This window comes from Roseibium sp., from assembly GCF_965233565.1.
In the GTDB taxonomy this organism is placed as follows: Bacteria; Pseudomonadota; Alphaproteobacteria; order Rhizobiales; family Stappiaceae; genus Roseibium.
In genome coordinates this window covers 3,372,477-3,392,500 of the sequence record NZ_OZ247494.1, presented here as the reverse complement: position 1 = coordinate 3,392,500, position 20,024 = coordinate 3,372,477, and the positions used below count along the sequence as shown (strand labels likewise).

The 20,024-nt window shown below is 59.5% G+C and carries 21 protein-coding genes (1 of these 21 only partly in view); 9 read left to right on the top strand and 12 right to left on the bottom strand.

Annotation, left to right across the window (positions count from 1 at the left end):
• The 6 genes from ACO6TG_RS15715 to ACO6TG_RS15690 form a co-directional block, all read right to left on the bottom strand.
• A protein-coding gene (locus ACO6TG_RS15715; RefSeq protein ID WP_422374061.1) for a thiolase family protein crosses the window boundary here: on the bottom strand, positions 1-662 show its 5' portion. 529 nt of this gene lie to the left of the window's left edge; only the first 662 of its 1,191 coding nucleotides appear in the window; the start codon lies at positions 660-662; its stop codon lies beyond the left edge, outside the window.
• A complete protein-coding gene (locus tag ACO6TG_RS15710) occupies positions 659-2,086 on the bottom strand; it encodes an AMP-binding protein (RefSeq protein WP_422374060.1) in 1,428 nt (475 codons plus the stop codon). The genes ACO6TG_RS15715 and ACO6TG_RS15710 overlap by 4 nt, the downstream gene beginning before the upstream one ends.
• 23 nt (positions 2,087-2,109) lie before the next feature.
• Complete coding sequence (locus tag ACO6TG_RS15705; protein WP_422374059.1) at positions 2,110-2,679, bottom strand: biotin transporter BioY; 570 nt, start codon at positions 2,677-2,679, stop codon at positions 2,110-2,112.
• 143 nt (positions 2,680-2,822) lie between these two features.
• Complete coding sequence (locus ACO6TG_RS15700) at positions 2,823-3,431, bottom strand: energy-coupling factor transporter transmembrane component T family protein (RefSeq protein ID WP_422374058.1); 609 nt, start codon at positions 3,429-3,431, stop codon at positions 2,823-2,825.
• Positions 3,428-4,207, bottom strand: a complete 780-nt coding sequence (locus tag ACO6TG_RS15695) for an energy-coupling factor ABC transporter ATP-binding protein (RefSeq protein WP_422374057.1) — start codon at positions 4,205-4,207, stop codon at positions 3,428-3,430. The genes ACO6TG_RS15700 and ACO6TG_RS15695 overlap by 4 nt, the downstream gene beginning before the upstream one ends.
• Positions 4,208-4,339: 132 nt before the next feature.
• Positions 4,340-5,749, bottom strand: coding sequence for a PLP-dependent aminotransferase family protein (locus ACO6TG_RS15690; RefSeq protein WP_422374056.1), 1,410 nt, complete (start codon positions 5,747-5,749; stop codon positions 4,340-4,342).
• A gap of 105 nt (positions 5,750-5,854) precedes the next feature.
• Between ACO6TG_RS15690 and ACO6TG_RS15685 the strand changes: the two genes are divergently transcribed.
• Complete coding sequence (locus tag ACO6TG_RS15685; RefSeq protein ID WP_422374055.1) at positions 5,855-6,451, top strand: LysE family translocator; 597 nt, start codon at positions 5,855-5,857, stop codon at positions 6,449-6,451.
• 148 nt (positions 6,452-6,599) lie between these two features.
• A complete protein-coding gene (locus ACO6TG_RS15680; RefSeq protein WP_422374054.1) occupies positions 6,600-7,346 on the top strand; it encodes a substrate-binding periplasmic protein in 747 nt (248 codons plus the stop codon).
• Positions 7,347-7,352: 6 nt separating this feature from the next.
• Here the strand turns inward: ACO6TG_RS15680 and ACO6TG_RS15675 are convergent, their stop codons facing one another.
• Positions 7,353-8,063 (bottom strand): methyltransferase family protein, encoded by a 711-nt coding sequence (locus ACO6TG_RS15675; RefSeq protein ID WP_422374053.1) that lies wholly within the window; start codon positions 8,061-8,063, stop codon positions 7,353-7,355.
• Between the two features lie 135 nt (positions 8,064-8,198).
• Between ACO6TG_RS15675 and ACO6TG_RS15670 the strand changes: the two genes are divergently transcribed.
• Positions 8,199-8,726, top strand: coding sequence for a TetR/AcrR family transcriptional regulator (locus ACO6TG_RS15670; protein ID WP_422374052.1), 528 nt, complete (start codon positions 8,199-8,201; stop codon positions 8,724-8,726).
• 82 nt (positions 8,727-8,808) lie between these two features.
• Here the strand turns inward: ACO6TG_RS15670 and ACO6TG_RS15665 are convergent, their stop codons facing one another.
• Complete coding sequence (locus ACO6TG_RS15665) at positions 8,809-9,045, bottom strand: hypothetical protein (protein ID WP_422374051.1); 237 nt, start codon at positions 9,043-9,045, stop codon at positions 8,809-8,811.
• A gap of 95 nt (positions 9,046-9,140) precedes the next feature.
• Between ACO6TG_RS15665 and ACO6TG_RS15660 the strand changes: the two genes are divergently transcribed.
• Positions 9,141-10,067 carry a LysR family transcriptional regulator gene (locus ACO6TG_RS15660; RefSeq protein WP_422374050.1) on the top strand — a complete coding sequence of 309 codons (927 nt, stop codon included), beginning with the start codon at positions 9,141-9,143 and terminating at the stop codon, positions 10,065-10,067.
• A gap of 9 nt (positions 10,068-10,076) precedes the next feature.
• Here ACO6TG_RS15660 and ACO6TG_RS15655 read toward each other — a convergent pair whose 3' ends face one another.
• Together ACO6TG_RS15655 and ACO6TG_RS15650 are read right to left on the bottom strand one after the other, a co-directional pair.
• The gene (locus tag ACO6TG_RS15655; protein WP_422374049.1) at positions 10,077-10,895 is read right to left on the bottom strand and encodes a 3-keto-5-aminohexanoate cleavage protein; all 819 of its coding nucleotides are present in this window, start codon (positions 10,893-10,895) and stop codon (positions 10,077-10,079) included.
• Between the two features lie 2 nt (positions 10,896-10,897).
• Complete coding sequence (locus ACO6TG_RS15650; RefSeq protein ID WP_422374048.1) at positions 10,898-12,214, bottom strand: aspartate aminotransferase family protein; 1,317 nt, start codon at positions 12,212-12,214, stop codon at positions 10,898-10,900.
• Positions 12,215-12,452: 238 nt separating this feature from the next.
• Here ACO6TG_RS15650 and ACO6TG_RS15645 point away from each other — a divergent pair, with 238 nt between their 5' ends.
• The gene (locus ACO6TG_RS15645) at positions 12,453-12,869 is read left to right on the top strand and encodes a YcbK family protein (RefSeq protein ID WP_422374047.1); all 417 of its coding nucleotides are present in this window, start codon (positions 12,453-12,455) and stop codon (positions 12,867-12,869) included.
• A gap of 18 nt (positions 12,870-12,887) precedes the next feature.
• On the opposite strand, the gene ACO6TG_RS15640 is transcribed toward ACO6TG_RS15645, so the two are convergent.
• Both ACO6TG_RS15640 and ACO6TG_RS15635 read right to left on the bottom strand, forming a co-directional pair.
• Entirely contained in the window at positions 12,888-13,469 is a 582-nt protein-coding gene (locus ACO6TG_RS15640; RefSeq protein WP_422374046.1) for a hypothetical protein, read from the bottom strand.
• A gap of 50 nt (positions 13,470-13,519) precedes the next feature.
• Complete coding sequence (locus tag ACO6TG_RS15635; protein ID WP_422374045.1) at positions 13,520-13,879, bottom strand: ArsC family reductase; 360 nt, start codon at positions 13,877-13,879, stop codon at positions 13,520-13,522.
• A 199-nt stretch (positions 13,880-14,078) separates the two neighbouring features.
• Here ACO6TG_RS15635 and ACO6TG_RS15630 point away from each other — a divergent pair, with 199 nt between their 5' ends.
• From ACO6TG_RS15630 to ACO6TG_RS15615, 4 genes are all read left to right on the top strand, one after another.
• On the top strand, positions 14,079-15,239 hold the full coding sequence (locus ACO6TG_RS15630) for a hypothetical protein (RefSeq protein ID WP_422374044.1): 1,161 nt from the start codon (positions 14,079-14,081) through the stop codon (positions 15,237-15,239).
• Positions 15,240-15,339: 100 nt separating this feature from the next.
• A complete protein-coding gene (locus ACO6TG_RS15625) occupies positions 15,340-17,109 on the top strand; it encodes an adenylate/guanylate cyclase domain-containing protein (RefSeq protein WP_422374043.1) in 1,770 nt (589 codons plus the stop codon).
• Positions 17,110-17,128: 19 nt separating this feature from the next.
• Positions 17,129-18,298, top strand: coding sequence for an acetylornithine deacetylase (gene argE / locus ACO6TG_RS15620; protein WP_422374042.1), 1,170 nt, complete (start codon positions 17,129-17,131; stop codon positions 18,296-18,298).
• A gap of 116 nt (positions 18,299-18,414) precedes the next feature.
• Positions 18,415-20,001 carry an ABC transporter substrate-binding protein gene (locus tag ACO6TG_RS15615; protein WP_422374041.1) on the top strand — a complete coding sequence of 529 codons (1,587 nt, stop codon included), beginning with the start codon at positions 18,415-18,417 and terminating at the stop codon, positions 19,999-20,001.
• Positions 20,002-20,024: the final 23 nt, after the last annotated feature.

Here is a 20,024-nt window from a genome sequence, read left to right as displayed (position 1 = left end):
AGAACGGTCTTTCGGGTCAGCGGTCTGGTGAACCCGTCCCTGTCCGGCGCCCCGGCGTCCGGGCGAACCAATCTTTTGCCAATTGCCGGCATCGCTGCATCGGCCTTGCTATGCGATGTGACGGCAAAATCCGCCTGGGCGGTCCGCGCGACACCAAGCCGGTCAGCGAGACAGGCAGCAGCCTCCGTCAGATCCGGATCACCAAAGGGGGGAGGTGCAAAGGACGGCCGGTCATAAGCAACCGGGCGACCTTCAGCTGTTTCCGGGCGGTGCATGCGGATCGGCGCCCGGCTGAAACTTTCAGCTCCTCCGGCCAAGACGCACTCAGCGGCACCGGATTCAATCATGCGCGCGCCCTGAAGAATGGCATCCAGGCCGGAGCAGCATTGCGTATCGATGGTCATGGCGGGCACGGAAGCAGGCAAACCGGCTCTGAGTGCGGCAAGGCGAGCCGGGTTGCCGCCGCCATAAAGCGCATTGCCGAGCAGCACCTGGTCAACGGCGTCGGGCGCAAGATCGGCATCTGAAAGCAGTTGCCGCAAAACCGGCGCAGCCAGTTCATCCGCCTGCAGATGCGCCAGAGCCCCGCCCCGAGGACAAACGGCCGTGCGTCTTGCCGCCACGATGACGGCCCGCCGTACCGGCCTTTTGTCCGGGCTCATACTCGGGCTCCAGGGCTCGTCAGGTCCGCGACGAGCTGCTGAATATCGGGTTTGCCACCGGCCGTCATCGGCAGGGTCTCCTTGACATGAAAAGCACGCGGCACCTTTCCGGGTGCCAGCCTGTCCCGGCAAAAGCGTGTGAGCTCCATGGCCGTCTCTTCCGTCGCCGCCGTCATTTTCACCACAGCTTCCAGCCGCTCGCCGCGCACGGGATCGGCCAGACCGATCACGACCGCTTCCAGAACATTCGGATGGCTGGCCAGAACCGTTTCCACTTCCTCCGGATAAACATTCAGGCCGGATGTCACAATCATCCGGTTCTCGCGCCCCGTCAGAAACAGGAAGCCATCAGCATCAAGCCGGCCGTGATCACCAACCGTCAACCAGCCATCCTGCCAGCGGGTCACTTGCGATGCCCCGGTCAGATAGCCGTGAAAGAGGAGACTGCTCCTGACCCAAACAGGTCCGGCCTGTCCGGTTGGTGCCGGGTTCCGCGGCTCACCAATGAGAATGTCGACCCCTTTGGCCGCGCGCCCCACCGAGCCCTCGGGCATCCGGTCTTCAGGTCCGGAAATCGTGATGAAGCTGGTCTCGGAGGCTCCGTAAAATTCAAACAGCTGCGCTTCCGGGAAAACTGCGCGAAGCGCTTTCCGGTCTGCGTCATGCCATTTTGCGCCGCTGGCAAGCACCTGCCTGACGTTTTCGACCGGCCCCGAATGCCGCGCTGCCTCGGCAATCAGATGCAACTGGGTGGGCGTTGCATAAAGGACGGCGCCGGTCTTCGAACCGGACAGGGCGCCAAGCACCGAGCGCGGATCAAAGCGCGGTACAATGGCAACTTCCTGACCGCCGGCGAGACCGCAGACAGCTCCGTAAAGATGCAGCGAGTGGGTCAGCTGCCCGGGAATGACGACACGGCTGTCCGGTGCAATGCCAAAGCTTGTCGAGGATAATTCAAAACTGTCCAGCCAGGAGCCGTGAGACCGCACATAGGCCTTGGGCTGTCCGCTGGAACCGGACGTGAAACCCGCATAGAACAGATTTTCTGCCCCGGGCCGCACCAGCGTGCCCACGTCGGGCGAGGAGGCCACAAGCTCCGAATAGGTCCGGTCGGTCACCACAAGGTCAGGAGACACCGCAGCCAGGGTGGAACCGGCCTGTGCGTCCGGCCAGTCCGGATCCATCACCACGGCAATCCTGCCTGTACGCGCACAGGCAAAAAAGCCCAGGAGCAGGGCGACCGGATCTCTCAGGCGCAGGACGACCCGGCCAGTGTCACCGGTTCGCGGCAGCAAAGCGCGTTCCAAGCTATCCAGCGCACGGACAAGGTCTCGCCGCGACAAACGTTTCGGGCCGCATGTCAGTGCGGCCCGTTCGGGAAAATCGGTTGCAAACTGGTCAAGCCGGTCGCCGACAAAAGCCATGACCTGCGTTACCCGCCACAGTCTTAGATTTTGGGGCCGGCGCCGCGTGACAGAACAGCGCCCGGCAGACCTCGCGCAACGGTTTGCACAATGATCGCCGTCAAGACGACCTTGACCAGATCACCCGGGATGTAGATCGCGCTGCCCAGAGCGGCTTTCGGCAGGGAGAGGCCCGCCATGATGGCAACGCCGGGAATGCCGAATGCATAAACCACCAGAATGCCGCCCACGGCGGCTGCAAGAGCGGCCGAGACAAGGATGTTCATGTCACGGGTCGAACGCATGACAAGACCGGCAGCAAACGCACCGATCGGCCAGCCGATCAGGAAGCCGACGGACGGGCCCATGAAGACCCCGAGGCCACCGCGTCCACCAGCCAGAAGCGGCGCGCCCAGCGCGACGAGGAACAAAAACAGCAGAACGGCCAACGCGCCGCGGACCGGACCGAGCATCACCCCTGCAAGCATGACACCAAGCGTCTGCGCCGTGATCGGAACACCGCCGAGGAAAGCGATTGCCACGGGCGGAACAAGCCCCAAGGCCGCGATGAGCGCAGCATAGAAGGCGACATGCACCAAAGACCGGTCATTCATGTTATATACCCTGTTTTGTTTGTCGAGCGTTCCACCGCTCTAAGTTGAACTTATCAATTTCTTGAGCGCGACGCTGCGTTTCCTGTTGGCGAGATAACCCAAATTCTTGGCAAACTCCAGTCGCATTAGTCTTTTTTCTTAGGTTATCTTGACAATCCTTCTGAACCGCCACGCGCCTTCAGCGCTTCAGCGACATGGTCCGACATGCGCAGGGACTGGATCGCGAAAGGAGCCAGCAGCCTCCAGGAGTTTTTCGACCCTGTGCGCGCCTGCCAGGCCTCGCGCAACACGCCGTAGATCAGGAGAAGGTGCGGCGCAAACCGCAGCACAAGCGCAACACCAAGGGCCGGCTTGCGGGCGGACAGACCGAACGCCCTGAGCGGCCAGAACAGGGGTTCTACGGCGGCCAGCATGTCGTCCAGCCGGGTCGTGACCGATACGAAATTCGCCGCAAGGATCATCACCACCAGCCGGAGACTGATAACCATGCCCTCGATCAATGTTCCGGAAAGCCAGTGCAACAGCAGCAGGAACAGCACCAGGATGCTCAGGCCGCGCAACAGTCTGAGTTGCTCAAGTCCCTGTTTTCCGAGCGAGGCATAACACAGCAGGACACCGGCCAGGCAGGCAAGAAACACGCGCCAGTCGGCGACCTGAAACAACACCAGACTGGCAAGTGCAACGGTGAGCAGTTTCAGGCCTGCGGGCAATCGGTGGGCCCAGCTGTTGCCCTGTAGATAGATCGGGATCATAGGCCTGCCAACTCCGTTTCACCGCCGAGCCGCAGCTGAATGTCCTCCCGGTAGGCCTCCAGTATGTCAGCTGGGGCGCCATCCATGCGCAGCCGTCCGTCTTCCAGCCAGACCAGACGGTCAAAGCCGGAAAAATGGTCCAGGTCGTGGCTGACCATGACGATTTTCTGCGGCAATGACAGGATCTTGTCCCGGATCCTCCGCGTGACCAGCGCATCGAGGCTTGTCATCGGCTCGTCCAGAACCAGGAGGCGCGGCTCCATCACGAGAACTGCCAAAATGCAGACCAGCTGTTTCTGGCCTTCGGAAAGCTCGGTAATCGGCTTGCCGGCCAGCGCTTCGCAGCCATGCAACGCCAGAAAAGCGCGGGCACGGCTGCGGCTTTCGGCCTTGCCTTCGCCCAGCTGCGTGAGACCAAAGGCGATTTCCTCTTCGACCGTCGGGAAAATCGCCTGGTGATCCGGGTTCTGGAACACGAAGCCGACATGACGCGGAAGTTCCGGTTCGGCCTCACGCGCCGGTGCACCGAACAAGGTCAGCGCCCCGCTCGTGGGCATGCGCAATCCGTTCAGCATGCGCACCAGCGAGCTCTTGCCGGACCCGTTCAGACCGATCACGCCAATCCTGTCTTCCTCCAGCGACAGGCTGATGTCCTCGAGGATCTTTTTGCCGCCGATCTCCAGCCCCACGCTGTCAAACACCGCAAAGGGTGTCGCTTCGGGATTGCAGACCGGATCAGCCTTGTTGTTGTTTTTCTTTTTGGGCCAGAGAGCCATATCACCTCGTCACGGGCCGCTTCTTGGGTGCCCGGTCCTTCGCTTTGCGCCGCTTATCAGCCGGAATCTGGCGTTTGTCAAAACCGGTAAATGTTTCGCTTGGCACGGGCGAAGCGTTTCTCCGGGTCGGTCCTAGCCTACCGGGCGGGTGAGTTGCGGCAAGTCGGCCAATTGGCTGATCGTCGACTTGATGCGCTTCAGCGCCCAAAGGAACCGGTCATCGGCCTCCTCGGACCCGAAGGTCAAGCGCAGGAAAGGGGCCGGCACGTGATCCTTGACCTGGAAATAGCGTGACGACAAAACAGCGATGCCCTGATGCGCAAGGGCTGCCTGGAGCGCATCGGGATCGACCCCCTCCGGCAGGCGCAGCCAGCCAAAGACCTTGTTGACGTCCCCTTGCAGGAAATGCGGCGCCAGTTGATCGCGCGCGAAGAGAAAGCGCTGGCGGTTGGCCTTGCGCTTCAGACGCAGCGTCTTGAACAGATGCCCTTCGCGCACCCAGCCGGCGATCAGTTCCGCCGTGATCGGTGAGGCCATCCAGGTGCTTTCACCGATCTTGTTGCGAATGCTGTCGCCGAAGGCTTCCGGCACGTGGACGAAGCCGATCCGGCTTCCCGGCGAACACACCTTCGAGATACTGGCAATGGACGCCGTTCGCTCCGGCGCCAGGGCACCAAAAGCCGGCAAGGTCTCCGCAAGAAAAGGGGTGTAAGGGTCGTCTTCGACAATCTTCAGGTCCGATTGCCGCGCCACTCGGACTAGATCCTCGCGCTCGGTGAGAGACATGGTGTGCGTGGTCGGGTTCTGCATGTTCGGCATCAGGAAAACGCCACGCACATTATGTGTTTCCGCCGCCCGGACCAGTGCCTCGGGATCCATGGCCCCGAACCCGCCATCCTCGCGGATGAGCGCAGGCACAGGCACGGGTTTCAGACCAAGACTGGCCAGCGAAGAGAAGATCGAAGGATAAGTGAACCGGTCGACAGCCACCGCGTCACCTGTCCGGAACAGGGCCTGGCACGTCACCTGAATGCCGTGTTGGGCGCCACAGGTGACCGCAACGCGCGCCGGGTCCGCCTCAAGACCGTAATCCTTGAACACCAGCACGCCGGTTTCGCGGTGCGTTTTCAGCCCTTCGGACGGGACAAAGCCGTTCAGCCGGTCGATGCCTGCCGTACGCGCCATCCGCACCAGCCCTTCCGACAGGCTGGGATTAAGATGCGGATAGGCGAAATTTCGCGCCAGATCGCAACTGTCGGGCTCGTCTTCCTTGGGAACCAATGGCGAGACTTTCTGGGTTTCGGAGGCAATATAGGTGCCGCGGCCGGTTTCGCCCTTCACCAGGCGCCGCCGCTCGGCCTCACCATAGGCACGGGTGATCGTGCCGAGGGTGACACCCAACTGGTAGGCAAGCTCGCGCTGCGGCGGCAAGCGATCCCCCTGGGCCAGCGCACCGGCCTTGATGTCCTGTTCCAGGGCATCGGCGATCGCCAGATAAATCGGCCCAGACGCGGCCTCGATGTTCGGCACCCACATTGTCATGAGAACAATGTTATCATTGACCGATACAATTCCTCAAGTGCATTTATGTCTTCCCGATTTTGTATCGATTGTATCGATATGCATTCACATTGCCTGGAGACGCTCATGGATCTCGCAACGCTATTTGCCTTTGCGGTGTTTGTCATCGTGATGACCGGAACGCCTGGCCCGGGCAATCTCACATTCCTGGCGATTGGAGCCTCGTCAGGTTATCGAACCGCCTTCCCGGTCATTCTGGCCTCCCAGGTGGGATCGCTCGCGCTGAACCTGAGCGTTGCGCTCGGTCTTGGTCATGTCATGGCGAGCGGCGGGCCGGTTGTCACCATCTTCAAGGGCCTGAGCATGGCCTACATGACCTATCTCGCCTGGCGCATCATTTCGCTCAGCGTGAAGCCAAAGGGCGAAGTCGCCCTGCCGAGTTTCTGGGAAGGTGTCCTGATCCACCCGCTCAGCCCGAAGACATGGGCCATGAGCCTGGTCGCCTTCTCGACCTTTCTGGCCGGCAATGGGCTGAGCGTTCCGGAAAACGCCCTGATCCTGATGATCGGCTTCACCCTTGGCGGCATGGTGTTTCACTCGCTCTGGGCCCTGGTCGGCGTTTCCATTCTCGCACTGATTGGGGATGGACCCCTGATGCGGGTCATCACGGTCGCGATGGCCATAGCCATGCTGGCAGCAACGGTTTGGGCGCTATTGATTTAGCCCTAAAACCGGCAACACAAGACCATACCACCATAAGTAAGTCATTGGGCGAAATACACTTAATGTAATCGCGCAAGGATTTTCTTACCACTTGCTGCTATGATCTGGTCTGTCGTCGGTCTCAACACGAATGCCAGGCTTCCTATTCATGAAAAGGCCTCGTGTCATTCTATGCCTTTACTGCCTGATGCTGATATTCGGCGTCGGCCGGTCAGTGCTCGCAGACCCGCGCGAACCGGTGACCATCCTGGCGGTCAACTATCCCCCCTTCGAGATGGATGTACCGGTCGACGGTTTGCATGGTTTCGATCATGAAACCGTAGTCGAGGCCTTTCACCGCGTCGGGGTCGAAGCCCGGATCATCTATGTGCCCTGGACACGGGCCGTCAGTGATACCAGGAACGGCCTGTCACCGGCCTTGCTGTCCTGCGCCAGAAATGCCGAACGCGAACGGGACTTTCTGTTCAGCGCACCGATCAGCCAGGACACCTACGGCCTCTACTACCGAAAAGACTTCAAACCACCCGAGATCCGAAAGCTGGAAGATGTTATCGGGCAAAGCGTCGCGTCGGTCTCCGGCTACGCGTCCCTTGCCAAGCTGATCGAGATCGGCGCGAACCCTGTCGAAGTGCAGTCCGAAACCATGGGCTTCAAGATGCTTGCCCTCGGTCGTTTCGACTTTCTCTATAGCGGCAAACAATCGACCGATTTTCAGATCATGCAACTTGGCATGACCGATCAGTTCGGCTTCGTGGTGACCGAGAACTGGGACTATCATCTGTGTTTTTCCAGGCGGCATCCCCTGTCAGAGACACTCTTGCCCCTGTTCGACAAGGGCCTTGCCGAAATCCGCGCAGACGGCACGTACAAGAAGATCCACGACCGCTATCGCTAGAGCAATTCAATACAGGAACGGAATGAATTTCCGTGTCCTGGCGGCATAAGCGTCAAAGTCGGAACCATATCGCTCTGCCAGATAGGCATCCAGCGCCGGAATATGGAAGAAAACGAATGACATCGCCATGAAGGCCGGCACGCTGAAGGCGAAGAGACTTTGGGTCAGCATTGCCCAGCCGGTGAACAGCACTGTATCGCCAAAATAGTTGATGTGCATCGACCAGCCGAACAGGCCGCCCGTATAGCAACGGCCGCGATGGACCGGGTCCTGCTTCCACCATTTTCGCTGAAGCTCCGACCAGGTGTTCAGGTAGGAACCAGCAAGCACCAGGCCGATCGCCACTCCGTCCAGCCAGCCCAGGGGAACCGGCGAATCGCGCAAGGCCCCAGCACCCAGCAGCAGGAAGCCGATCTCAAAGACGGCAATGAATGCCGAAAGGCCGATCACCTCGGACAGGGCGACCTTTCGGGTCAGCAGCACGAACAGGGTCACGAGGTGGCGGCCAAAATAGAGAAGGGCACAGGCAAGCAGCAGCAGTCCCCGTTCGGGGTCGGCCAGCGAAAGGGCCGGCCCGATCACATCCCCGAGGCTTTGCCAGCCTCCAAACAGGAGCCAGGCACACAGGGCGACACTTGTCAGGTGCAATCCGGCGAACAGGGTTTTCTCAGCGATTGATCTGCCATGAGTGCGGCTCACACCGCCCGATTTACTCATCCGGTTCTCCTTGACGCGGAGGTATGGTCATCTTCACCGCTACCCAAAACCTTTATCGACCGACTGGACGAAATAGAGATCTAGACGCCGCTTCGGGTGTTGGTCAATATGTTCTCGACCAGATGGACGAAATAAATGCCAAAACAGATCGATCACGACGCACATCGCAGGGATATCGCCCAAAGAGCTGCCCCGCTGTTCTCCGAAATGGGCTATTCCGGCCTGGGCATGCGCCGCATCGCCGAGGAACTCGGCCTCTCCAAAAGCGCGCTCTACCACTACTTCCCAACCAAGAAGAGCCTGTTTCTGGCCTGTACCGAAGCCGTTATGACGTATGTACAGACCGAGGAGGTGCCGGAGCAGACGGATGACGGTGCGGCCGATGCCCTGATCGCCTTTGCCAGGAAGCTTGAACCCGGTTTTGCCAGGGAAATGGCCTTGCTGTTCGACTATCTGCGCGGCAAGTCTGCGAATGACATCGCCGCCGACCCGGCAATGCGTCTTGCCAATGGGCGCCTGCGTCAACAGGTGGAGAAAATATCCGGTACGGCTGACCCTGATGCCGTGATGTGCCTGATGATGGGCACCTTGCTCATGCGTCATTTTACCGGCGGGGAATTGTCCTATGAGACACTCCGGCCGCTCCTGGACAACATGCGTTGAAGGGGACAGGTCCTGCGAACTCCTTGCAGGACCTGTCAGTCGGGATGCAGGGGAGACCGCATCCGGTGTGAAAAAACGGCCATCACCGCGTCAAACACTTCAGTTCCTCTTGCCACCTGGCCTCGAACGAGCCGGTCGCTCCATCAGGATCAAGGCCGATATCGTGGCGCAAGCTGGCCGGCAGGTCGGCAGTGCTGCGCAGGACGCGGCGGCTGGACCGTTGCCTTCCCATGAACAGAGCGACCAGTTTCAGGATAATTTGACCTAAACCCTGCTGATGGATTTCTCGGTTGGATTGGCATTGCGATGACGGGGACATTTTTCTAACTCCTTGTTGTTAGGAGCTAGATATCGGCGTGTCCGGCTTGTGTTACCAACGAAATGTCACTAGCTATGCATAAGGGAGATTTATGCATGCCAACCAACCTGCCACCCTTGTCCGCCATTCGCGCTTTCGAAGCCGCCAGTCGCCACCTGAGTTTTACCAAGGCCGGAGACGAACTTGGCATGACCCAGGCAGCCGTCAGCTACCAGATCAAGCTTCTGGAAGAGAGACTCGGTTTTCAGCTGTTCACGCGCAAGGCCCGCAAGATCGAACTGACCGACCACGGCGCGCAGCTGGCCGCCCGTGTTGTCGATGCCTTTTCGGCACTGCGCAGCGCCTTTGAAGATGTCAGCGAACTGAACGCCGCGCAGCTTGTCGTTTCCAGCAACACCACCTTTGCCGTCAATTGGCTCGCCAGCCGGCTGTTTCACTTTCAGATGCAGAACCCGGACGTTGGCGTGCGCATTGTCCCCTACGGCCCCAAGGCCGATCCCGATTTCAGCGAGTCGGACATCGTCGTGTCCGCCTGCAAGGCGCCGCCAAAGGGCTGGGTTGCCCATGAAATTGTCCAGGCAGATTTCACACCCATGTTGAGCCCCGGCCTTGCGGAGAGCATCGGCGGCATCAAGACCCCGGAAGACCTCCTGAAGCTTCCGCTTGTCGACCCTCAGGACCCCTGGTGGCCGATGTGGTTCGAGGCCGCCGGGCTTGAAGACGTCGATTTGAGCGGACATCCAAGCTCACGCATGGGGTCCCAGGCGCTGGAGGCCAACCGGGCCATTGCCGGGCAGGGTGTCGCCATCCTGACACCCTATTTCTGCAAGATGGCCCTGGAAAACGGGCAGCTGATCCAGCCGTTCGATCTGACCTGCCGCGCGGACAGTGAAAGCTGGTATCTGAGCTATCCGCCGGCGCTCCGCACCAGTCGGAAGGTCAGACTGTTTCGGGACTGGGTCACTTCGGAACTCGAACGGGACGGCATGCCGATTCACGGCAAGATGGCCGTGGTGGCCTGACGTTCCGGGTCAGGCACTCGCTGCCCGCATCAGGCCATCGCCTTCCAGCGCTGACACAAGGTCACGGACTCGCTCCGCATTGTCGGCCGCAACCGCGCCGTCGGCGTTCCAGAGGCTGTTTTCGAACCCAATCCGGGCCTTGCCACCTCTTCGAACCGCCTCAACGAGACACGCGGTCTCCTGGTGTCCGAAGGCACAGACCGCCCAGTCCAGGTCCAGATCGCCGCGCCGCCCTTGCAGCGTGTCCAGAAACGGTTCCAGGTCGGACGGGTCACTTTGCTGGCCAACAGCATAACGCCCGAGGACAAACAGCAGTTGATGACGGTTTCCGGGTAGAACGCCAGCAGCGGTGAGGTCAAAAAACCGGTCGAGATCAGCGGCGTCATAAACAATATGCTGCACCGCACAGCCCCGGCTATGAAGCAGGGTATAAAAAGCCTGCGCAGCGGCCACGTCATCGGTCGGGATCATTTCCCGGAGTGCAATGGAAACCGCGTCCGGCAAAACGTCCCGAACCAGGGCCCGCTGCTCTCCAGGCGAATACCGCCCGACGGCTTCGGTCGTGATCTGTGCCAGCATGCCAGGCACTGCCGATCTCATTTCCGCGAGCAGCTCCCTGTAAAGACCTGCATCAAGGACATGAGCCCCGGTCGCGTCCCGGACATGGGCATGAAGCGCGCCGGCACCGGCTTCAAAACAGGCCTTTGCCGTCGCCACCGTTTCCGCGATCGTGACAGGCAGGGCCGGGTGATCGGCCTTCGTCCGGCGCGCGCCGTTTGGCGCCACCATGATGAGCGGCAATGGCGACATCAAATCACTCTGGCTCATGGTCAGAATACGGCCCGAAAGGCGGTGTCGAGCTTGCCGGTGATTTCATCGACCTGCGCGTCCTCAAGAATGAACGGCGGCGCCAACAGGATATGATCACCGGTTACGCCGTCAATCGTGCCCCCCATCGGGTAACAGATGAGGCCTGCCTCGAAGGCCGCCTTTTTCAGCGCCTTGTTGACACCGCGTTTGGGATCGAACGGCGCTTTGGTCGCCCGGTCTTCGACGATTTCCAGGCCACGGAAGAGGCCACGCCCCCGAATATCGCCGACATGGGGATGCTGGCCAAACGCCTCGCCGAGCGCTGCCTGCAGCTTTTCACCCATTGGTTTGACGCGATCTGCAACGCCGCCGGTCAGCTTCCTGAAAACGGCCAGGGCTGCCGCGCAGGCGGTCGGGTGGCCGATATAGGTGTGGCCGTGCTGGAAGAAGCCCGAACCGTCTTCAATGGCCTGATAGATGTCGGATGTACACAGCATGGCGCCAATCGGCTGGTAGCCGGCGCCGAGCCCCTTGGCGATACACAGAATGTCCGGTGCAACGCCGTCCTGTTCACAGGCGAACAAGGTCCCTGTGCGGCCCATGCCGCACATGACTTCATCCAGGATCAGCAAAATACCGTGCTTGTCGCAAATCTCGCGAATGCGCTTGAAATACCCCTCGACCGGCGGCACCGCACCGGCCGTCGCACCGACCACAGGCTCGGCGACAAATGCCATGACGTTTTCTGCGCCTAGCCGCTCGATTTCCGCGTCAAGTTCATTGGCCACCCGCTGACCATAGTCGAAGGCCGTCTCATCCTCCCTGCGCCCGCGATACTCGTAACACGGGGCAATGTGAGAGGTTTCGATCATCAGGGGCGAGAAGGGCTCCCGGCGCCACTGGTTGCCACCGGTTGCCAGCGCACCCAGCGTATTGCCGTGATAGCTCTGTCTGCGGGCGATCACCCGATGCCGGGAAGTCTCGCCTTTTTCCAGGAAATACTGACGCGCAAGCTTCAGCGCCGCTTCCATGGCTTCCGACCCGCCGGAAACGAAATAAACCCTGTCGAGGCCGCCGGGCGCATGTTCGATCAGAAGATCCGCCAATTCCTCAGCCGGATCGGTGGTGAAGAAGCCAGTATGCGCAAAGGCGATGTTGTCGATCTGGTTCTTGATGGCCTGCGTGACGTCCGCGTCGGAATGCCCGAGACAGGACACGGCGGCTCCGCCAGACCCGTCGAAGTATTTTTTCCCTGACTTGTCAATGATGTAACAACCATCACCACTTGCCGCGACAGGAAGCGTGGCCTTGGTGTGACGTGGAAAGACGTGTGACATTGCGCTGAAAACCTGATGTTTGCGGCAGTGGCCCGGACGGGCTTGAGACATTTGTATCAGAAATTTGCAAAAGCTGAAACATTTGTTTCGGGCCCGCGTGCCACGCATGGACCGCATCAAACCCCGGCACCGGAGCGTAATCCGTTAACCACGTTTTTCATTACAATTTTAATCAAATTGCAGGAGCATTTGTGCGGGGGACGACATCGCAAACACTTTCTGACAAGGCTTGCCTCTCATGCGTCAGCGCCTCATCGCCTGGATCGTTTTTATCGGACTGACCGTTGCCCTGGCCGGGTGCGGCACGGTGGCAGGCGTCACGGGCATGGGCTGGATGACAGGTTCCCACAATTCCATTGACTACAACGACACGTCCTGGTGTGTGCCGCGCAAGCTGAAAAAGGTGCTGAACCGGGTTGCCCGGCGCTACGGCAAGGTGACTGTGCATTCCACCAAACGCTGGTGGCTGGAGAATTGGTGGAAGGGTGGCGCCAGGGACAGCTATCACCTGAATTGCCAGGCCGTGGATTTCTCCGTCGCCGGCAATCCGTCCTCGGTCATCGCCTTCCTGAAGGCACAAAAAGAAGTCGGCGGCTACAAACATTATTCGTCCGGCCACTATCACATCGACACAGGTCCGCGCCGGACCTGGTAACGAGCCCGCCGCGTTCCGTCAGAAGAAAATCTCGTTCATTTCCAACAGGTCCTCGTCTTCAAGATCCGAGTAGGTCCATATGGGCAAGTCGGAACGCAGACTTTCGAATTCCTGGAGAAAGGTGAACCGGGGACAGCCCATGACATCGGCCGGTACCGGATTCATCCGGTCCAAAAGGTTCCGCCGCACTTCAGGAAAGGCACCCGTTCGCTGGGAGCGGAATTTTCCCTTAAGCCATTCTCGTTCGAGCAACTCCAGAAAATGCCATCCCTCCAGCCAGATCTCGCCCCATTTTTCGACAACCTCTTCGGACGTATTCAATCCGCTGAAATCTCTCGGCTCGGCGGCATAAGCAATCTCAAGTGCCGCAACCTTGTCGACGTCGTAGGTTTCGAAAAGCCAATGCAGAAACTCCATACCCTCGTCCCAGTTGTAACGCTTGGCCGCGAGCGCTAAACGGAGGGGAGACGGGTCCTTTTTCACCCATACGACTATCTCGGGATTGATCGACTGAGACATGGAAGCGGTTCCTTCGAAGCGTTTCAGCAAGGCCGAAACCAAAGCCGGCTCGCGCACTGAATCTCGCTGCGTCTCAAGCACAGGCTGTTCAGTGCCCCAGCTCCACCAATCCTGGTATAGCCATTCAGGAATTATTTCAATTCGCCAAGTTCCAAAGCCATTTCCCAGGCGACGGCATCAAAGCCAATGAAGTTCTTGGCTTCGCCTTCGACGATCGGCCGCTTGATCACGGAGGGGTTATCGATCATGACATCGATCGCGCTTTTGGCGTCGACCACGCCGACCTGCGTGGCCTCGTCCAGCCGGCGCCAGGTCGTGCCGCGCTTGTTCAAAACGGCTTCCCAACCAAATTCACCGACGAACCGGGCGAGTTTGTCGCCATCGACACCGTCCTTCTTGTAGTCGTGAAAATCGTAGGAGACACCAGCCTCCTCTAGAAACTTCCGCGCCTTCTTGACCGTGTCGCAGTTCTTGATGCCGTAAACCTTCATCGTCTCTTTCCAGCTGTTTCATGCCCGGAGCGGACTGTGCCGACTGCGGCGGAACAATCAAGAGGCCCTATCCGAGTTTCTGGTCGTCTGGGGAAAACCACCGCCCTCATGCCGCCGCGTCATCTTGTGCCGGCTATCACAGCTTCCTGCGGTTTTTGCCGGTAGTCTGTTTTAGTCTTAGTCGGATGGAGATCAGCAAATGCCCGGTGGAGCCATTGGAGGTCAGGTCGCCAAGGCGTCAGCCAAGGAACTGGCGAAAAAAGGCATTAAGTCGCTGATCAATATCGCGCTGCGATCAGCTGTCAAATCCCAGTCCAGGCAGTTTGCCCGCAATGCGATGGACCGGGACATTGGTAAGGATACACAGAGCCTTGAATTGACCAAAAAAGGCGATCTCCTGCTGAAAGCCTATGAAAAAGAGGCCGACAAACCGGTAACCGGCCTGCCATTTTCGCTTGCCGTCGCCCAGGTCTTTACCGAAGCCAACGCCTTTTCCACGCTGGACGGCAACGCCCTTCTCGACACCCTGATGGAGATGATCCCGATCATCGACCTGAAGGTGGATCGCAAATACCAAAGATATCTGGAGAAAGTGAACAGGTCCGCCGACACGGCCGTTCTCAATTTCATGTCGACGGCCGCTGGTGTCGCGGAAGGCTGGTATGAATGTGTGTCCTGGACCAACACCTACAAAAACCTTCGAACCAAGTTGCGGAGCAAGCTGCAGGCCAAGGAAGACAGGCAAAAGGCCCTTGTAAAAAAGCTGATCGGCCTGGAGGCACAGAATACGCAACTGATCGGCCAGCTGGAACGCGCCATCAGCGAACTCAAGGTGATGATCGGAAAATTCGTGAAAGTCGACCGCCGCGCGGACAACATCGAGATCGAACTGAGCAAGACATCGAAGGTCCTCACAGCCTCCAGCAACAATTTCGATATGGTCATGGGTCAGTATGAACGGCTTCTGGAGAAGGGTCTCGCGACATGGCAGGGCAAGATCTATCACCGCAAGGACCGCGAAGCCCTGCAGAATGTCCTTTGGGGCTATGAAAAAAAGAAGAAAGCCGCGCAGGCGCGTCATGACAAACTCGATACCCGTCACGACAAGCTGGAAAACTGGGAAGATGCCTATGAAAAACATCTTTACAGGAAACTGGCTGACATTCGCGAGCTGCACTGGAAACTCTGGACCGTGCGTGAGGAACTGAACCTTCAGAATGGCAGGAAGCCGGACCGCAAGGCAAAGGTGCCACGGCTTGAAATTCCCTGGCGCATGGGAGATGGCTATCCCAAGCTCCGTACGGAATGCTATCCGTTCACCCTGCGCGTTCCCAAAACACACAACAGTGTGCACCACTAAGACCACCCGGCGCTTGACCTCTCCGGCCTCGCAGGCTTGAAGTGAACCGACGACCCTTCGGCTGCGACCATGCCGGAGGCGCACCGGAGGTTCGGCATAGATGGCTGAAAAGACAGAGGCCACATCCCGTCGGGGCAGGGCAGCGGTGAAACCCATGGTGGCGACAAATGCAGACCATGGCAAACGGCGCGGCATGATGGGCCACGGCAACTGGCGCCAGCGCCTGCGTCTCTGGAGCGGACTGATCCTGTTCGCCTTCTGCCTGAGCCACTTCACCAACCACGCCCTTGGCATCGTTTCTCTGGAAGCCATGGACCAGGCGTCGGTCTGGCACTACTGGATATGGCGCAGCGTGCCCGGTGAAGCGCTGTTGACCCTGGCAGCCCTCACGCATGTCTTTCTTGCCCTCTGGCGCACAGGCAAGCGTCGCACCTTCAAGATGTCCCGCTGGGAGTTTTTGCAGCTGGCACTGGGCCTTTACATACCCTGGCAGCTGATCCCTCACATCGCCACAACGATGGGTCTCGCGAAAGAGTTCGGCTTCTCACCGGTCTATGAGCAAATGCTGACCATCCTCTGGCCCAGGCACGCTTTCGACCAGTCGCTGCTGCTGCTCGTCGTCTGGATCCATGCCATGATCGGCCTGCATTTCTGGCTTCGGCTTTATCCGCTTTACCAGCGACTGCGCCCCCTCGCCGCGACATTTGCAGTCGCTCTACCGGTAGCCGCTCTTTGGGGATGGATCGAAGCCGCCCGGCGACTGGCCCTGACGTCCGATGTTGAGGTCAAGATCACTGAAGACCAGCGACTTTGGGCACACGAGGTTGTTGTCCAGTTCCAGGCGGTGGTCTTTGGCCTGATCGCTGTCAGCCTGCTGGCGGTCCTTATCCGGTATCTGCTCGGCCTTCGCGCCCGAAGCCTGTCCATTACCTATCCGGGAGGCTTGGCCATCAAGGCCCAGCCCGGTGCTACACTTCTGGAAATCAGCCGGATGAATGACGTTCCGATCGCTTCGGTCTGCGGCGGGCGTGCACGTTGCTCCACCTGCCGGGTCAAGGTGCTGGAAGGCGCTGACGCGCTGGCAAAGCCGGGCACAGCGGAAACCGCGGTGCTTTCACGGATCGGTGCAGGCGGAGATGTCCGATTGGCCTGCCAGATCCGGCCCGACCACAGTCTTGCCGTTCAGCCCCTGGTTCCGGTCAAGGCCAGTCTGACCAACAGTGAACACATCAAGGATGCCTATTACTGGGGTGTCGAACAGGATGTGGTCGTGATGTTCGTCGATCTGCGCAACTTCACCGGCATCACCGAGAGCCAGCTTGCCTATGACGTCGTCTATCTTCTGAACAGCTATCTCGACCAGGCCTCTTCGGCCATCCGTGCGGAAGGCGGATATGTCGACAAGTTTATCGGCGATGGCATCATGGCGATCTTCGGAATGGATTCCAGTCCGGAAACCGGGGCCCGCCAGGCACTGGCTGCCTGCAAGCGCATCGAGGCGGTGATGAAGTCTCTGGACGCGGAGAAGGGGCCGCAATTTCAGGACCCGATCCGGCTCGGAATCGGGCTGCATCTCGGTCCTGCCATTCTCGGGCGGATCGGCGCCGCTGGAACGGCCGGCAGCCAGGGCGGCCTGACCGCACTCGGGGATGTGGTCAACACGGCCAGCCGTCTGGAGACGGAAAACAAAACTCATGACAGTTTTTTGGTGGTTTCCAAGGCCGTGATTGACGCAGCGGCCGCCCGGGTCGACGGCGCCGAGACAGCGGAAATCAAGATCCGGGGTAAAGAAAAGCCCTTGCAAATCTTTGCTTTGAGCAGCTTAGATACGCTCTTTCTGGCAGCAAGTGAGCCCGCCGGAAACCGTTGATGCGATGCCAGGAGGGGCCGTGGGGCGCACATATACACCGCAAGAGATGCTGACAAAACTGATCGGCTTCAACACGGTTTCCGATCGCAGCAATCTCGACCTGATTGCCTTTGTCGAAGACTATCTCCACGGCTGGGGTGTCCGCACGCAGCGCGTTCCGGACCCGACCGGCGAAAAGGCAAGCCTCTATGCGCTGATCGGTCCGGACACGGACGGCGGCACGGTCCTGTCCGCACATACCGACGTCGTACCGGTCGAGGGCCAGGCCTGGTCCCGCGATCCTTTCCAGGCCTGGGAAGACAATGGCCGCCTCTACGGGCGCGGGGCGGCCGACATGAAAGGCTTTGCCGCGACTGTTCTTGCCAAGGTACCCGACTTCCTGAAAGCGGAGTTGCGCGCACCGATCCATATCGCTCTGTCCTACGACGAGGAAACCGGCTGCGACGGTGCGCGGCGGTTGATCCCGGACATGCTCGACAACGGCCCGCGTCCGGCGCGGGTCATCGTCGGCGAACCGACCAGCATGAAAGTGGTGACAGGGCACAAGGGCATCACGGTCCTGAAAACCCGCATCACCGGCCATCCGGTTCATTCAAGCCAGTTGCATCGCGGGTTGTCCGCTATTTCTGTCGCAGCAAGACTGATTGGCTGGCTGGACGGAAAAACGGCGGAAAATCGGGCAAAAGCCGATCCGGATTGCCCTTTTGAGCCACCTTATACGACGCTCCATTGCGGCACGATTTCCGGTGGTCAAGCGCACAATATCACGGCACCAAGCTGCGAATTCGTCACCGACATCCGCATGCTGCCCGGTGAGACGCCGGAGCAATGGATCGCAGCCTATCGCAGTTTTGTCGAAACCGAGATCCTGCCGGACATGAAGGCTGTTTCGGCGCTATGCGATGTGGAAATAACCGAGCTTGCCAACGTGCCGGGACTTGGCGAGGAAGAAGACGGTCTTGCCGAAGTCACAGCGCGCCGCCTGACCGGAGACAATGCCCGCAACGTGGTTGTCTATGCGACTGAAGGCGGCCTGTTTCAGTCTCACGGGCTCTCAACCGTGATCTGCGGCCCGGGTTCCATCGACCAGGCACACCAGCCCGATGAATTCATCGAGCTGGCTCAACTGGACCGCTGCGCATCTTTCCTGAGTGAGCTGACTGACAGAATGTCGCAATTTGACAGCTAAACAGGTTTGAACACAGAGAGTTACGGTGTCATAGTTAGGTTTGACAAGATGGCGCCAAGCCCCGAAAGGGGCACTAAGACCATGAAAGACTTCCGGAAACCGGAAACAATGAGGGGATGATGAAAAAGACAAGTATCGCAATCACTGCTGCGCTTCTCGTGGCGGGATCGGTTTCGACTTCGCAGGCCGAAACACTCAAATTCGCTTTTCAGGGCACTTTGAACGCGCTGGATCCTTACAGCCTCAACGAAACTTTCACGCTGTCCTCGCTGGGCAACACCTATGAAGGTCTCACCCGGCGCGGCGCGGACCTGGCCATCGAACCGGCCCTTGCAGAACGCTGGGAAATCATCGAACCGAACCGCTGGCGCTTCTATCTGCGCAAGGACGTCAAGTTCCACAACGGCAGCGATTTCACGGCTGAAGACGTCGCATTTTCCGTCGACCGCGTCCGCTCCGAAGGTTCCGACCTGACCACTCGCGTCGGCGCCGACGTTAAGGTGGAAATCGTAGACGATCACACCGTTGACTTTGTCCTGCCCGGTCCGAACCCGATCCTGCACTACGAGTGGGACACGTTCTACATCATGGACAAGGAGTGGACGACCGAGAACGATGCGGTCAAGGTCACGTCTGCGTCCGACACATCCCCGAACTACGCCTCTCTTCACGCCAACGGCACCGGTCCGTTCAAGATCCTCAGCCATGAAGCTGGTGTGAAAACCGTCTACGAGAAATTCGACGGCTGGTGGGACGAAGCGAAACACAATCTCGACACCGTCGAGTTCACGCCGATCGGATCCGACGCTACCCGCGTTGCGGCACTCCTGTCCGGCGAGCTGGACATGGTCTATCCGATCCCGGTTCAGGACATCAAACGCATCAACGACAATGCCGGCACCGTGGCCCTGACCGGCCCGGAACTGAGGACCATCTTCCTCGGCATGGACCAGATGCGCGATGAGCTGCTCTATTCGGACGTCAAGGGCAAGAACCCGTTCAAGGACGCAAAAGTCCGCCAGGCGTTCTATCAGGCGATCGACATCGAGGCGATCAAGAAGAAAGTGATGCGGGATCTCTCGACCCCGTCCGCGATCATGATCTCTCCGTTCCTGTTCTCCAAGGGCAGCGAGTTCGAGCGCTACGCCTACGATCCGGAAAACGCCAAGAAACTCCTGGCCGAAGCCGGTTATGCCGATGGCTTCAGCGTCGGCATGGACTGCCCGAACGACCGCTACGTCAATGACGAAGCAATCTGCCAGGCTGTGGCTGCCATGCTGGCACGCGTCGGCGTGAAGGTTGACCTCAATGCCCAGCCGAAAGCGAAGTATTTCGCCAAGGTGCTGGCATCCGGCGGCTTTGACACGTCCTTCTATCTGCTTGGCTGGACCCCTGGCTCGCTCGACAGCTGGAACGTTCTGTCCAACCTGATGAACTGCCGTGACGAGGCCGGCAAGGGCTCGCCGTTCAACCTCGGCGGTTTCTGCGACGCGAAAATCGACAGCCTGACCAAGGAAGTGCTGGTCGAAATCGATCCGGACAAGCGCGACAAGCTGATTGCCGAAGCCTATCAGATCAGCCACGACAACGCCTATTACATCCCGCTGCACCAGCAGGGCCTGGCGTGGGGTGTAGCTGACGATGTGGATCTCGTGCAACGTGCCGACAACCAGTTCAAGTTCCGCTTCGTAACCAAGAAGTGACCTGAATAACCCGACACCGCGCT

What these genes read in the sequence shown, in the direction of transcription:
- ACO6TG_RS15710 (WP_422374060.1), bottom strand. Translation starts at nt 2,086, where the DNA reads ATGGCTTTTGTCGGCGACCGGCTTGACCAGTTTGCAACCGATTTTCCC.
- ACO6TG_RS15705 (WP_422374059.1), bottom strand. Translation starts at nt 2,679, where the DNA reads ATGAATGACCGGTCTTTGGTGCATGTCGCCTTCTATGCTGCGCTCATC.
- ACO6TG_RS15700 (WP_422374058.1), bottom strand. Translation starts at nt 3,431, where the DNA reads ATGATCCCGATCTATCTACAGGGCAACAGCTGGGCCCACCGATTGCCC.
- ACO6TG_RS15695 (WP_422374057.1), bottom strand. Translation starts at nt 4,207, where the DNA reads ATGGCTCTCTGGCCCAAAAAGAAAAACAACAACAAGGCTGATCCGGTC.
- ACO6TG_RS15690 (WP_422374056.1), bottom strand. Translation starts at nt 5,749, where the DNA reads ATGACAATGTGGGTGCCGAACATCGAGGCCGCGTCTGGGCCGATTTAT.
- ACO6TG_RS15685 (WP_422374055.1), top strand. Translation starts at nt 5,855, where the DNA reads ATGGATCTCGCAACGCTATTTGCCTTTGCGGTGTTTGTCATCGTGATG.
- ACO6TG_RS15680 (WP_422374054.1), top strand. Translation starts at nt 6,600, where the DNA reads ATGAAAAGGCCTCGTGTCATTCTATGCCTTTACTGCCTGATGCTGATA.
- ACO6TG_RS15675 (WP_422374053.1), bottom strand. Translation starts at nt 8,063, where the DNA reads ATGAGTAAATCGGGCGGTGTGAGCCGCACTCATGGCAGATCAATCGCT.
- ACO6TG_RS15670 (WP_422374052.1), top strand. Translation starts at nt 8,199, where the DNA reads ATGCCAAAACAGATCGATCACGACGCACATCGCAGGGATATCGCCCAA.
- ACO6TG_RS15665 (WP_422374051.1), bottom strand. Translation starts at nt 9,045, where the DNA reads ATGTCCCCGTCATCGCAATGCCAATCCAACCGAGAAATCCATCAGCAG.
- ACO6TG_RS15660 (WP_422374050.1), top strand. Translation starts at nt 9,141, where the DNA reads ATGCCAACCAACCTGCCACCCTTGTCCGCCATTCGCGCTTTCGAAGCC.
- ACO6TG_RS15655 (WP_422374049.1), bottom strand. Translation starts at nt 10,895, where the DNA reads ATGAGCCAGAGTGATTTGATGTCGCCATTGCCGCTCATCATGGTGGCG.
- ACO6TG_RS15650 (WP_422374048.1), bottom strand. Translation starts at nt 12,214, where the DNA reads ATGTCACACGTCTTTCCACGTCACACCAAGGCCACGCTTCCTGTCGCG.
- ACO6TG_RS15645 (WP_422374047.1), top strand. Translation starts at nt 12,453, where the DNA reads ATGCGTCAGCGCCTCATCGCCTGGATCGTTTTTATCGGACTGACCGTT.
- ACO6TG_RS15635 (WP_422374045.1), bottom strand. Translation starts at nt 13,879, where the DNA reads ATGAAGGTTTACGGCATCAAGAACTGCGACACGGTCAAGAAGGCGCGG.
- ACO6TG_RS15630 (WP_422374044.1), top strand. Translation starts at nt 14,079, where the DNA reads ATGCCCGGTGGAGCCATTGGAGGTCAGGTCGCCAAGGCGTCAGCCAAG.
- ACO6TG_RS15625 (WP_422374043.1), top strand. Translation starts at nt 15,340, where the DNA reads ATGGCTGAAAAGACAGAGGCCACATCCCGTCGGGGCAGGGCAGCGGTG.
- ACO6TG_RS15615 (WP_422374041.1), top strand. Translation starts at nt 18,415, where the DNA reads ATGATGAAAAAGACAAGTATCGCAATCACTGCTGCGCTTCTCGTGGCG.